11 protein-coding genes and 1 riboswitch are annotated in these 14,428 nt (G+C 35.0%); of the genes, 10 read left to right on the top strand and 1 reads right to left on the bottom strand.

Annotated elements, in window-relative coordinates; all coding sequences use genetic code 11:
- Positions 1 to 127 precede the first annotated feature (127 nt).
- From ACI4WO_RS03535 to ACI4WO_RS03515, 5 genes are all read left to right on the top strand, one after another.
- On the top strand, positions 128 to 1,531 hold the full coding sequence (locus ACI4WO_RS03535; RefSeq protein WP_439806178.1) for an aminopeptidase: 1,404 nt from the start codon (positions 128 to 130) through the stop codon (positions 1,529 to 1,531).
- Positions 1,532 to 1,671: 140 nt separating this feature from the next.
- A complete protein-coding gene (locus ACI4WO_RS03530; RefSeq protein WP_439806177.1) occupies positions 1,672 to 2,511 on the top strand; it encodes a sigma-E processing peptidase SpoIIGA in 840 nt (279 codons plus the stop codon).
- A gap of 21 nt (positions 2,512 to 2,532) precedes the next feature.
- The gene (gene sigE / locus ACI4WO_RS03525; RefSeq protein WP_439806176.1) at positions 2,533 to 3,252 is read left to right on the top strand and encodes an RNA polymerase sporulation sigma factor SigE; all 720 of its coding nucleotides are present in this window, start codon (positions 2,533 to 2,535) and stop codon (positions 3,250 to 3,252) included.
- 151 nt (positions 3,253 to 3,403) lie between these two features.
- Positions 3,404 to 4,177, top strand: a complete 774-nt coding sequence (sigG, locus tag ACI4WO_RS03520; protein WP_439806175.1) for an RNA polymerase sporulation sigma factor SigG — start codon at positions 3,404 to 3,406, stop codon at positions 4,175 to 4,177.
- A 137-nt stretch (positions 4,178 to 4,314) separates the two neighbouring features.
- Positions 4,315 to 5,433, top strand: a complete 1,119-nt coding sequence (locus ACI4WO_RS03515) for a lipid II:glycine glycyltransferase FemX (RefSeq protein ID WP_439806174.1) — start codon at positions 4,315 to 4,317, stop codon at positions 5,431 to 5,433.
- Positions 5,434 to 5,478: 45 nt separating this feature from the next.
- Here ACI4WO_RS03515 and ACI4WO_RS03510 read toward each other — a convergent pair whose 3' ends face one another.
- Positions 5,479 to 6,345: an AraC family transcriptional regulator gene (locus ACI4WO_RS03510; protein WP_439806173.1), complete on the bottom strand. Its 867-nt coding sequence runs from the start codon at positions 6,343 to 6,345 to the stop codon at positions 5,479 to 5,481.
- Positions 6,346 to 6,995: 650 nt separating this feature from the next.
- On the opposite strand from ACI4WO_RS03510, the gene ACI4WO_RS03505 reads away from it, so the two are divergent.
- From ACI4WO_RS03505 to ACI4WO_RS03485, 5 genes are all read left to right on the top strand, one after another.
- Entirely contained in the window at positions 6,996 to 8,222 is a 1,227-nt protein-coding gene (locus tag ACI4WO_RS03505) for a 6-phosphofructokinase (protein ID WP_439806172.1), read from the top strand.
- 12 nt (positions 8,223 to 8,234) lie between these two features.
- A riboswitch (glycine riboswitch) is annotated at positions 8,235 to 8,319 on the top strand.
- A gap of 116 nt (positions 8,320 to 8,435) precedes the next feature.
- The gene (locus tag ACI4WO_RS03500; protein WP_439806171.1) at positions 8,436 to 9,125 is read left to right on the top strand and encodes a trimeric intracellular cation channel family protein; all 690 of its coding nucleotides are present in this window, start codon (positions 8,436 to 8,438) and stop codon (positions 9,123 to 9,125) included.
- 118 nt (positions 9,126 to 9,243) lie between these two features.
- On the top strand, positions 9,244 to 11,613 hold the full coding sequence (locus ACI4WO_RS03495; RefSeq protein WP_439806170.1) for an ATP-dependent Clp protease ATP-binding subunit: 2,370 nt from the start codon (positions 9,244 to 9,246) through the stop codon (positions 11,611 to 11,613).
- A 145-nt stretch (positions 11,614 to 11,758) separates the two neighbouring features.
- A complete protein-coding gene (locus ACI4WO_RS03490) occupies positions 11,759 to 13,096 on the top strand; it encodes a sodium-dependent transporter (RefSeq protein WP_439806169.1) in 1,338 nt (445 codons plus the stop codon).
- 89 nt (positions 13,097 to 13,185) lie between these two features.
- The coding region (locus ACI4WO_RS03485) for an AI-2E family transporter (RefSeq protein WP_439806168.1) at positions 13,186 to 14,428 on the top strand (1,243 nt) is incomplete at its 3' end.

The raw sequence follows: 14,428 nt of genomic DNA, 5'->3' as shown, positions 1-14,428 counted from the left end.
CAAATTCTGATTTTATTATAAAAAATAACAGTGATATTGACAATTTATATGACGTAACTAAAGAAGTTGCGGATAAAATAAAAGATTATTATAATAATAAATATATAAGCTAATGGAGGAAAGTTTTATGAGTAAAGAGAAATCAGAAGGCAAAGAACTTAAAAAATCTTTGTTTTCAAGCAGAAAAAATGCTTATCTTAGAATGAAAGCTGATGAAATAAAAAAATGCGATAAATTCTGTGAGGGATATAAAAAATTCCTTGACGCAGCTAAAACTGAAAGGGAAGCCGTTGAATATACAGTTAAGCTTTTAAAGGATCACGGATTTGTTGAATTTAAGCCGGGAATGGGTCTTAAGGCAGGAGATAAGATTTATGTAAACAACAGAGGCAAAGCTGTTATTATGGCAGTAATTGGATCTGAGGATATAAAAAACGGAGTACATCTTTGTGCAGCACATATTGATTCGCCAAGACTTGACCTTAAGCAGAATCCTGTTTATGAAGATACAGAAATGGCACTTTTTAAAACTCATTATTACGGCGGAATAAAAAAATATCAGTGGACTGTTATTCCTCTGGCACTTCATGGTGTTATTGTCAAAGCCGATGGCAGTAAGGTTACTGTTACTGTAGGCGAAGATGAGGATGATCCGGTATTTTGCGTAAATGACCTTCTGCCGCATCTGGCTCAGGATCAGATGAAAAGAAATCTGGCACAGGGAATCAAGGGCGAGGAGCTTAATATAGTAATTGGTTCAAGACCTTTTAAGGAAGATGATTTAAGCGAGGCTGTAAAGCTTAACATTTTAAATATTTTAAATGAAAAATACGGTATTACAGAGGATGATTTCCTTTCAGCAGAGCTTGAAGCTGTTCCGGCATTTAAGGCAAAAGATATCGGTTTTGACAGGAGCATGATTGGTGCTTATGGTCATGATGACAGAGTATGTGCATATACTGCTCTTATGGCAACTGTAAAATGCAAGAATCCAAAGAAAACGGCGGTTACTATTTTAACGGATAAAGAAGAAACAGGAAGTGACGGAAATACAGGTTTGCAGTCAGCTTATCTTAAATATTTTATTGCAGATCTGGCGGCTGAGTTTGGTACAGAGGGAAGAACGGTGCTTTCAAATTCAGAGTGCATGTCCGCAGATGTTAATGCTGCATTTGACCCTACATTCCCTGAGGTTATGGACAAGAAAAACTGTGCATTTATAAATTATGGTGTTTGTGTGACTAAATTTACGGGTGCAAGAGGAAAGTCCGGAACATCAGATGCGTCAGCTGAGTTTGTAGGCAAAATACGCAGACTGCTGGATAAAAATGATGTTATATGGCAGACTGGTGAGCTTGGTAAGGTTGATATGGGCGGGGGCGGAACCGTTGCGGCATATATCGCAAATCTTAATGTGGATACGATTGATGTCGGCGTTCCGGTACTTTCAATGCATGCCCCGTTTGAAACGGTTGCCAAAACTGATGTGTACATGACTTATAAGGCTTTCTCAGCATTTATTGGTCAATAATTATATGATTTTTGAGCGTTCTTTTTAAGGACGCTCTTTTTGTGCATTTTAACAAAATTTACATATTTTCCTATTTCGACTTAAAATTACTGCATCAATAAATTATAATTATAGTATATCCGAAAAGGGCGGAATATTTTATGAAGAGTATTTATCTGGATGTACTTATAGTTTTAAATATTTATGTTAATTTTTTCCTGTTAAGAGCAACTGCCAGGTTTACTCATACTCCATTGAAAACCTCAAGGTGTGTTGTTTCAGCAGTTATCGGAAGTGTGTTTTCACTTACAATACTGCTTCCTTTGAGTAACTTTTTTGCAGTACTTGCCATTAAATTAATTGCAGCAGCTGTTATAGTAGCAGCAGCATTTGGTATAGCAGATAAAAGGCAGACTTTGAAACTGATACTTTATTTTTACATAGTAAACTTTGTTTTTGCCGGAGTGATAATGGTTTTGTATCTTACATTTAAACCGTCGTTTATGGCTTTCAATAATTCTTATTTTTATGTGGATTTTTCATTGATAAGTCTTGTTGTATTTACAGCTGTGGGATATTTTGCAGTTACAGCAGTAAGATATTTTATGGACAAAGGATGCGATACCTCTCATCACTTTAAAGTGATTATCCGGTATCAGTCTGACATATTTTCTGTTGACGCTTTAGCAGATACGGGAAATTCTCTGGTGGACAGCTTCAGCGGTAAACCGGTTATAATTTGTCCGTCAGAGAGCTTTAAAAGGTTTGAAGAAGTGTATGATGAAATAACTGCGGAAAACGCAGTAAATTTATATGAAAATTACGGAATCAGGCTTATACCGTATTCTACCATCGGAAACAGCGGACTTATTGCTGTTTTTTCGCCTGATGAAATTATTATAACTGATGAAGAAACAGGAAAAAAATTCAAAGCCGAAGCCTTAATAGGAATAAACCCTAAGGACACTCCGGCAATTTTTAATCCAAAGATTCTATGTTGATATGAAAGGAAATGTTATGCCATGAATTGTTTCAGAAGATTTTTTTACAGACTATATTTATTTATATTTAAAAGGAAGAAAACAATTCAGAGTGATGTTTTTTATATAAACGGTTCAGATAATCTTCCGCCTCCGCTTTCAAAGGAAGAAGAAGCTGAGGCATTCAGGATGCTGGCAGAAAACAGAAGAGAAGCCAGAGAAACACTTATAGTACATAACTTAAGGCTTGTAGTATATATAGCAAAAAAGTTTGAGTCTACAGGGACAGGTGTAGAAGACCTTATATCAATCGGAACTATAGGGCTTATTAAAGCTGTAAATACATTTTGTCCTGATAAAAATATAAAGCTTGCTACCTATGCTTCCAGATGTATTGAAAATGAAATACTGATGTTTCTCAGAAAATCCTCTCAGTACAGAAATGAAATATCCATTGATGAACCGCTTAATATTGACTGGGACGGCAATGAACTACTGCTTTCTGATATACTGGGTACAGATGAGGACGTAGTAAATAAAGGAATAGAATCCGAAGCGGAGAGATGTATGCTTCGTGAGGCTGTAGATTCTCTTGGCGGACGTGAAAAGCAGATCATGGAAATGCGGTTCGGACTTGTTGACGGTAAGGAGAAAACCCAGAAAGAGGTTGCAGATCTGATAGGAATTTCGCAGTCATATATTTCACGGCTGGAAAAGAAAATTATAAAAAATCTGAAAATTGAACTGGAAAAAAAATATTGAAATTATTGCTCCGCCAATTAAAATTTTGAAGTTTTAATTGACGGAGCAATATATCTGTGAAATCAGATTCTAAAATTTTCCTTGAAGATAAATGTATTTTACCGCTGAAAATGCCAATAATTACAATAGAAAATATTGTGAGGTATTGGCTATGGCTTATAATAAGGTTGTTATATCCGGAATTAATACATCAAAGCTGACAGTTTTAAAAGAGAGCGAAAAAATTGAACTTCTTAAGGAAATACAGGCAACGGGAAGCAAGGAAGCAAGAGACAAGCTTATTAATGGTAATCTGAGACTGGTATTAAGTGTAATACAGAAATTTACCAACAGGGGAGAAGATGTTGACGATTTATTCCAGATCGGAGTTGTAGGACTGATAAAAGCAATAAATAATTTTGATCTTACAAAGGAAGTAAGATTTTCAACTTATTGCGTCCCTATGATTGCCGGAGAGTTAAGACGATACCTGAGAGATTATAATCAGATTAAAGTAAGCCGTTCTATGAAGGATCTGGCTTATAAGGCAATGCAGGCAAAGGAAAAGCTGACTGCAAAAAATCAGAAAGAACCTAAAATTGAAGAAATTGCAAAGGAAATCGGTGCTGAACGCAGTGATGTTGTTCTGGCACTTGAAAGTATAAGTGATCCTGTTTCGCTTTATGAGCCTGTTTATTCTGACTCAGGTGACGCTATTTATGTTCTTGATCAGATAGGCGATAAAAACGATGTGGAAAGCTGGCTGGATGAAATTTCACTAAAGGATGCTATAAAGAATTTGCAGCCCAGAGAGAAAAATATTTTATATCTGCGTTTTTTTCAGGGAAAAACGCAGGTTGAAGTTGCCAATGAAATTGGTATTTCACAGGCTCAGGTCTCAAGACTTGAAAAGGGTGCTCTGGCAAAAGTCAAAGGGCAAATATGATTTTTCTTTTTTATTTTGAAAAAAATTGTAGCATTTTGACGTTTTCAGTCGTTTAATATAAGGAATATAAAAATTCTGCTGTACAGACAAAAAAATGATGCATCATTATTATCGGTTAACCTGTTAAGGAGATAATGATGAACGAGATTTTAAATAAAAAAGATATAAGATCAGTTAAGGAATATGAAGAATTTGTTTCACACCATAAAAACGGCAATTTTATGCAGTCTGTAGAGTGGACAGGAGTAAAAAAAGACTGGGATTCTGAAGCGGTTATATCAAGGGACAGTAATGGAAAAATAAGAGGAACAGCCCTTGTACTGATAAGAAAAATTCCGTTTCTGAGATGTTCTTTTCTTTATTCGCCGCACGGTCCGGTATGTGATTATAATGACATTGAAACTCTTAAGGATATTTTTGAGGGGATAGAAATTATCCGAAAAAAATATAAAGGCTATGAGCTTATAGTTGACCCGTGTATAACGGAAAATGACAGGGAAGAAATAGGAATATTAAAAAGTCTGGGATTTGGATTTACAGAAAATGCTCCGGAGCTTACGACTATTCAGGCTAGAAATAATTATATTCTAAGAATAAATTCAAGAACGCAAGATGAAATATTTCAGAGCTTTCATAAAAAGTGGCGGTATAATATTAGAGTAGCTTCAAGAAAAGGTGTAGAATGCCGTGTCTGCGGGACGGAATGTCTTGATGATTTTTATGGTCTGATGGAGGAAACCGGCAAAAGAGATGGATTCTGTATCAGAAGTAAGGAATATTTCAGACGTATGATGGAGAATCTGGGGGAGCATTGCAGACTGTATATGTGTTACTATAAGGGAGTACCTCTTTCCGGTGCAATAGCTACTCAATATGCCGGAAAAACTTGTTATGTTTATGGAGCATCTACAGCGCAGTATAGGAATGTTATGCCTAATTACCTGATGCAGTGGACTATAATATGTTGGGCAGTTGAAAACAAATGCGATATATATGATTTTCAAGGTATTCCTTTTTACAAGGACGAAACTCACCCTAATTACGGAGTGTATCGGTTTAAGAGAGGATTTAATGGAGAGGTTTTAACTTATGCTGGAGAATTTGTTAAATGCTATAATAAGTTTTATTCATTTTTAGTAAGAAAAGCCGGAAATATTGCAAGAAAAATTTTTCATATTAATCCTGCAAGGCTTCTTGAACTGGGGAAAAATAGTCACATAAGTTTGAAAATAAAATACATGAAAGATGTTATTTAAAAAGAATAAGGGAGCTTTCTCATTTGCGGAAAGCTCCCTTAAATTTTATGTATTATTTTTTCTGTAATTTAAGCATGTGATACTTTCATTTTTCTTGAATTGCTTTGAAAAATAGCTGGGATCATTAAATCCGCAGATTTCAGAAATTTCTTCTATAGACTTATCTGTAGATCTTAAAAGTTCCTTTGCATATTCTATTCGCTTGTTTATTATATACTGGATTATTGTTATGCCGTACTTTTTTTTGAATTCTCTTGTTAGATAAAATTTACTTATATAAAATATGTCTGACAGTTTATCCAGATTAATACTTTCTGTAAAATGATTATCCAGATAATCCTTTACAGCTGAAAGCTTGCATGTATATTTTTCGCTTTCGTCTTCTTCATATATGCAATAATTTGTTATTACTGATGTCAGCAGATCGGTAATAAGCTTTGCATTAATAATTTCTGTATTATCTGATTTATGGGCATTATTATATATTATTTTATTAAGTATAAGTTTTATATTTTCCAGATTCTGAGGAATAAAAACACAACAGTTGCGGCTTTTTGCTTCAGTAAATAATGAATAATAATACTGTGCGGATATTCCATTGAAATGCAGCCATAATAATTCCCATGGATCATTTTTATCACACCTGTAGGAATGGGGATTTTTACAGTCGATAAATACACATTGTCCGGCAGAAACATTATGTGGAGTTCCGTTTAATTCAATTATTCCTTTTCCGTCTAAAACACAAATAAATAAAAACGAGTTTATTTGATTCGTTTTTGAAGCTCCGGCATGTTCTGAGGTCAAAAAACCTGTTTCCTGTACATAAAGAAGTGAATTGCTTGTTTTTTCAGAGGGGACATTTCTTATACGTATAAATTTTTTTGGTATAGAATTTTGTGAATTGCTCATTTTACCCACATCCATATATTTTTATAATATGATTATACAACATTTGTGCAAAAAAGTCAATTAATTATTGTTTAAATCGATAAAATATAGTAATTATAAACAAAATAAAATTTGCGGCACTGTCAATAAAGTACAAAAAGAATGCAATATAATCGGTTGAATTTCTTTTGAATTTCATTTATAATTGATTACGTTACCGGTTCTTGCTGGTATGGTACAGACTTATTTAATATTATAATCAATGTCATATGGTATTGGCTGGGTAGACTTTATTTACATAAATGCTGCATATTCGATGTACATTATTATGAGTCTATGCACCGTTTATCGGAATTAAAACGATGTATTGATATGTTTCAGTTATTAAGATTCAGTAAACATTAAATAATTTTTGTGCTGTCTATTAAAAATCTGTCAAAGGGATATGTCTGCCGCACATATCGGAGAGGCCTTTGCAGTATATCGGACTTTGATTTTAGTTCTGTATTTTACAAGTCTTATTCTGCGATGAGAGGGGCAGGGTAAGGCTTGTAATTTTTGCTCATTTGTTATATAATATAGATAGGACTAATATGGCAGGCCGTATGCCATGAAGGCGGCAGACATCATATATTTTTCAAAAAAATATATGATGAAAAATGGAGATCAATATGAATATAGCAGTTGCACAATCCGGAGGTCCGACATGTGCCATTAATGCTTCACTGGCAGGCGTTTTTTCGGAAGCTTCAATAAACAGCGGAATTGATAAAATATATGGTTCTATCAATGGAATAGAAGGCGTAATAAATAACCATCTGGTGGAAATGAGCAGTATTATTAAAAGTAATAAGGATCTGGAGCTTTTGAAGCTTACTCCTTCTACAGTACTGGGTTCATGCCGGTATAAATTGCCCGACTCTGAAACGAACAGGGAAGTCTATGAGAAAATCATTTCATGTTTTAAGAAAAACGATATTGATGTTTTCTTCTATATCGGCGGAAATGATTCTATGGATACTGTTTATAAATTATCAGAATATTTTTCAAGGAATAATGTTGATGTCAAAGTAATCGGAATACCAAAAACTATTGACAATGATCTTATGTGTACTGATCATACTCCCGGATTTGGTTCGGCTGCAAAATATGTTGCGGCAACTATTCAGGAAATTGCTCGTGACAGTTCTGTTTACAGTGTTAAATCTGTAACTATTGTAGAGATTATGGGCCGTGACGCAGGTTGGCTTACAGCATCTACATGTGTTCTTAAAGCAAATGATGAAACTGCTCCGCATCTTATTTACCTTCCGGAAACACCGTTTAGTGTTGAACGATTTCTGGAGGATGTACGAAGAATGCTGACAGAACACAAGGGAGTGATTGTTGCGGTATCTGAAGGTCTTAAATTAAGCGGCGGAGAATATGCTGCTGAGGATTTTCAGTCCGGAAGAGATGATCCGTTTGGACATAAATATCTTTCAGGAATAGGTAAATGTCTTGAAAATATAGTCAGAGATGAAATCGGATGCAAAGTTCGTTCGATTGAACTTAATGTAATGCAGAGATGTGCATCGCATATGGCTTCTAAAACTGATATTGATGAATCGGTCAGAATAGGTGAGGAAGCCGTTAAGGCAGCTATGAGCGGAGTTACTGGTAAAATGATGGCATTTGAACGTGTAAGCGACAGACCGTATTTCTCCAGAATAACTACAGTTGATGCAAAGGATGTTGCAAATCATGAACGCCTGTTTCCTAAGGAATGGATAAATAATCAGGGAAATAATGTAACTGCACATGCTCTTGACTATTTCCTTCCGCTTATTCAGGGAGAAGTGGACGTGTTCATGGAAAATGGTATGCCGGTTCATCTGAAAATTCCTAATTGGTTTTAAATAATTTATCGGTTGATGATGCCGGAAGAGAGCGCTGATAAGCGCCGCCGAAGGGGAAAATGCAAAAGCTCTCAGGCAAAAGGACCTGCATCGGACGATACTCTGGAAAGCAATGATGCACCGAAGAGGTTAATTCTTTCAGGTAAATATACAGAGGCACAGGGAACACTATGACTAAGTGTTTTCTGTGCCTTTTTGTTTTAGGAGGAAATTATGGACGGAAAAATAGATATTATAATATTTATAATGGAGATTGCCGGTACTGCGGCGTTTGCAGTATCTGGTGCTGTAACGGCAGTAAAAAACAGAATGGATCTTCTGGGAGTAAATGTTCTTGCTGTGATAACTGCATCAGGAGGAGGCGTTTTGAGAGACATAATTCTTGGTGTTACTCCTCCGAGAATATTTACGGATTATTTATATATAATTATATCACTTATAACTGCAAATATTATATTTATTATTCTTTATATTACCCAAAATAATAAATCCGGAGCAGTACTTACAGAGCTTTATGATATAATAATGAAGATTTTTGATACTATAGGACTTGCAGTATTTACAGTAACCGGAATAAATGCCGCAATTGAACTGGGTTATGATAGTTTTATGCTTCTTACATTTTCAGGAGTTATAACTGGAGTAGGCGGGGGAACTTTACGTGATATTATTGCAAACAGACGCCCGTATATTTTAGTAAAGCATGTTTATGCATGTGCCAGTGCTTTGGGAGCATCAGCATTTTATTTTGTTCGTTTATATTTTGGATTTATTCCCGGTGCATGCACATGTTTTATGCTGACTGTTTCAATACGTGTACTGGCTATCCTGTTTAACTGGAATCTACCGGGGATTTACAGACAGTCTGTTAAAACTGATGCTTCAACAGAAAAAGAAAAATAATCCGACAAATTTTATGCATTTTAAAATATGAATAAATAATTATTTGCTTCGACATATATCGCATCAATTTCGTGGCATACTTATATATGAAGAAAATTTGAAAGGCAGACTGATGCGAATGAATAATTTTGAAATGTTTACCAGAAAGGCTGTAAATTCAATTGAAACAGCAATTGAATCAGCTTCACATATGGGTCATACCTATGTGGGAACAGAGCATATAATTTTGGGGTTTATTCAGGAGGGAAAAAACGTTGCGGCATCTGTTCTTAAAGCCAATAACATAACGCTTAATGATTTATACGATCAGATGATTCTTTTCATAGGTAAAGGAGAGAAAACTCAGCTTACTTATGATAATTTTACTCCGGCACTCAGAAGAATCTTAAATGGTGCTGTGTCAACAGCAAATGCTGCCGGTACAAAGCTTGTGGGAACGGAGCATATTTTTATGACGCTTCTCAAAGAACCCGGATGCGGAGCGATGGGCTTTCTGCGTACTATGGGAGCAAATCCGGCAAAGCTTTACAGCGACTGTGCCAGAGCGTATACCGGAGAATCTCCTAAAGAAGTTATCTGTTATAATCAACCGGACAGGAAACAGATGCCTACATTGTATAAATATGGCAAAAGCCTGACGGAAGAAGCAATGGAAAACAAGCATGATCCGGTTATTGGAAGAGAAAAGGAAACAGAACGTATTTTGCAGATATTAGCCAGAAGAACTAAAAATAATCCTTGCCTTATCGGAGAAGCAGGAGTAGGAAAAACGGCAATTGTTGAAGGTCTTGCACAGATTTTTGTAAGCGGTAATGTTCCGGATGAATTAAAAAACAAAAATATTTTTTCACTGGACTTAACATCAATGCTTGCAGGTGCAAAATACAGGGGAGATTTTGAAGAGAGAATAAAAAGCTGTATAGACGAGGTAGCGTCTGTGGGCAATGTGATTTTATTCATTGATGAAATTCATTCAATAGTGGGGGCAGGAGCTGCGGAGGGTGCCATTGATGCTGCAAATATTATAAAACCTCAGCTTGCCAGAGGAGAACTTCAGATAATAGGTGCTACAACTATTGACGAATACAGAAAATATATTGAAAAGGATTCCGCACTTGAAAGAAGATTTCAGCCTGTAATGATTAATGAGCCTGATGAGGAGCAGACGTTTGAAATAATAAAGGGTATCAGGAAAAAATATGAAAGCTATCATAATGCAGTTATAAGTGATGAAGTAATCAAATCAGCAGTAAATTTATCTGTAAGATATATAAATGACAGATTTTTACCAGACAAGGCAATAGATGTTATTGATGAAGCGGCTTCAAAAGCAAAAATAAGATATGCCAGAAGCTGTGTGAATGAAGCAGAAACCGGAATAAATGAATTTTCAGAGGGTGAAATCATAACTCTGGAAAATCTGGAGAAGGCTTTTAAAAAGAAGAAAAAAATAACAACGGTTAAATCTCCTGTCATGATAACTACAGATGATACAGCAGGAGTGGTTTCTGAATGGACTGGAATACCTGTCAGCAGAATCTCAAAGGATGAAGAAGAAAGACTTCTGAATCTTGAAACCTGTCTGAAAAAAAGAGTTATTGGTCAGGAAAAAGCGGTATCTGCTGTTGCAAAGGCAATCAGGAGAAGCCGCATAGGCTTGAAAGATCCGGGAAGACCAATGGGTTCTTTTATTTTTATGGGACCTACTGGAGTAGGAAAAACAGAACTTTCAAAAGCAGCAGCAGAAGTGATTTTTGACAATGAAAAAAATCTGATCAAAATTGATATGTCCGAGTATATGGAAAAACACTCCGTTTCAAAAATTATAGGAGCACCTCCCGGATATACAGGATATGATGAGAATGGTATTTTAACTGATAAAATAAGGCGTCATCCTTACTGTGTACTATTATTTGACGAAATAGAAAAAGCTCATCCGGATGTTCTTAATATTCTGCTTCAGATACTTGAAGACGGAGTTCTGACAGATTCGAGGGGAAGACAGGTAAGCTTTAAAAATACTCTTATAATTCTCACATCAAATATTGGTTCGGAAATAATGACAGAAAATGTAAAAATAGGTTTCGGGGAAAATTCCGAAGGGGATTTAACTGGCAGAGTAAAAGAAGAGCTTAAAAAACATTTCAAGCCGGAGCTTATTAACAGACTGGATGAGATTGTGGTATTTAATACGCTTAAAAAAGAAAATCTTAATGAAATTGCTCAGAAACTTCTGAATGAACTTAAAGACCGTGCAGAAAAGATAGGTATAAACGTAAGCTATGAAAAGGAAGTACCCGGTGGATTGATCAATGAATGTGAGATACGCAAATACGGAGCCAGATATATTAAGCGGTCAATATCTGAAAAAATTGAAAATCTGATTTCTCAGCAGCTGATTGAGGGAAGAATAAAAAAAGGAGAGGATATAGAAATTATTTTTGATGAGGGTGAGTTTAAGCTTGCAAGTCCGTTATTATTTAAATAATTAGTAAAACATCCGGATTCTTTTGGGAGTCCGGATGTTTTTGGTATGTAATCCTTTTTTTACTTTTTCATAAATTTCATGTTTTGATAATAAGGAGTTTTTTTCTGTATAAAATAAATCTGAAACATAAATTATGGAGGTTAAAATGAAAAAACGAGAACAATGGTCTTCAAATTTCGGTTTCCTGATGGCAGCTGCCGGATCAGCTGTGGGATTGGGAAATATGTGGAAATTTCCTTACATGGTAGGCATGAACGGAGGAAGCATTTTTATAATAATATATATTCTGCTTATGGTGTTATTAGGTACACCTATTCTTATGTCAGAAATGTCTATAGGACGAAATACCGGATTAAATGCTATAGACGCATGTGATAAAATAAAAAAAGGCTGGGGATTTGTAGGAGGTCTGGGAACTGCCGGGGCTTTTGTGATTCTAAGTTACTATGGTATAATTGGCGGATGGGTTTTGAAATATCTTGTAAAGTATATTACATCGTCTTCAATAGGAAATCCTGAAGAATATTTCAGAGATTTTTCATCTTCATCATTAGAACCGATAGTGTGGATGTTTTTATTTATGGCATTGTGTGTAATAATTGTAATAAGAGGAATTTCCGGAGGAATTGAAAAAATAAGCAAAATTTTTCTGCCGCTTTTAACTCTTTTTATTATAATTATCGCAGCAAATGCGTTCTTTTTACCCAATGCTTCAGAGGGACTGAAATTTTTTACTGTTCCGAATTTTTCAGCAGTAAATTCTGTTAAAGATTTATTTTCTGTAATTCTGAATGCTATGGGACAGGTGTTTTTCAGTCTGAGTCTTGGAATGGGTACGCTTATAACATACGGAAGCTATCTGAGCAAGGATTCAAATATTCAGAAAAATGCATTTTATATTCCGTTATTTGATCTGATTATTGCATTACTGTCATGTACTGCCATTCTTCCCGCAGTATTTGCATTCGGACTCAAACCTCAGGCTGGTCCAGGATTGATTTTCCAGACACTTCCATATGTTTTCGGACATATGAAGTATGGACGCATGATCGCAATAATATTTTTTATGTTAATTCTTTTTGCAGCTATTACATCTGCGATTTCACTGATTGAAGTAATTGCTTCGTTTTTGATAGATAACAGAAAATGGTCAAGAAAAAAAGCTTGCATTATTCCTGGAATATGCTATTTTCTGGTAGGATCAGCCGCATCTCTGTCATTTGGAATATTAAACAATGTTAAGATTTTTGGAAACAGTATTTTTGATTTTCTTGTTAATTTATCAGATAAAATTATAATGCCTGCCGGCGGATTGTTTATATGCATATTGACCGGATATATCTGGAAACCTCAGAATATGTTTGCCGAAATGTCATCAGGGGGAAAATTTAAAGTTTATTTTCAGAAGACAATTTCATTTTTGATACGATATCTTTCTCCTGTAATGATTATTATTATTTTTATTTCCTCTTTTATAAAGTAAAACAATAAAACATTTAAAAAACTATTCCCTTTTTGCTGAAAATGATGTATAATAAACTTGTACTATAATATTTTCCGGGAGTTTTTAATTTGAAAAGATTTAAATTTAACACTCAAAGCAATACTATTGCCGCTTACTGTGTAATTGTTTTTGCAATATGTCTTTTACTTGTGGCACTGGTATTTAAATATAATACCTTTTTGTATTATTTTAATAAATTAATCAAAGTTCTTGCGCCAGTAATCTGGGGACTTGTAATAGCATATCTGCTTAATCCTATAATGGCGGTATTTGAAAGAAATCTGAAAAAAATTATATGCCGAAAAAGGGAACACCCTGCTTTGACAAGAGGAATGTCAATTGCATTTTCTCTTATTATGATGTTGGGGATAATAATGGCGATAGTCGGTACTATTGTACCTGAAATATTGACTACTCTGGAAATATTCTTTAAGAGTCTTCCGTCATATTTAAATAATTTACAGATTTATTTTACTGAAATGATAAGCTCTATTCTTGAAAAAAATCCAGAGATTTATGATTACCTTACCGGTGAGTTTGATAATATACAGCAGTTTATTCTGGACGGTGTAAATAAATTAGAACCTATGATAAACAAGCTTCTTGCAAAGGACGGTATTGTTGCAAGCCTTACAGGAAGTGCATGGTCACTTATAATCGGTCTTAAGGACTGTTTGCTCGGAATTATTGTTTCAATATATCTGCTTTACAGCAAGGAGATATTTATTGCTCAGGCAACTAAAATAGTGTATGCTTTGTTTTCGGAAAAAAGGCGGAATAAAATTCTTAAAATTGCATCAAAAACAAATCATACATTTGCACATTTTATATCCGGCAAGGCTTTGGATTCGTTTATTATCGGTGTAATAACTTTTGTCGGAATGAATTTCATGGGACTTAAAAATTATGCAATGCTGATAAGTGTCATCATAGGTATTACAAATATGATTCCGTTTTTCGGTCCGTTTATCGGAGCAGTGCCAAGCGGTCTTTTGATTCTGCTTACCTCTCCGGAAAAAACTATTATTTTCATTGTATTTATTTTTCTTTTGCAGCAGTTTGACGGAAATATTCTCGGACCGAAAATTCTTGGAAATTCTCTGGGACTTTCCGCATTCTGGATTATGTTTGCAATTTTTGTCGGCGGCGGACTTTTCGGATTTGTCGGAATGATTGCCGTAGTACCGATTTTTGCAGTGCTTTACAGTATTATTCGTGAAGTAATCAATACAAAGCTGGAAAGGAAAAGACTTCCTGTTTCAACCGGATATTACAGAGAATTGAACAGCTATGATGATACTGATTCTGATA

Source organism: Porcipelethomonas sp., from assembly GCF_051893655.1.
Taxonomy (GTDB): Bacteria; Bacillota; Clostridia; order Oscillospirales; family Ruminococcaceae; genus Porcipelethomonas.
Note: the sequence above shows the minus strand (reverse complement) of the source record. Positions and strands in the feature narration are given on the sequence as shown.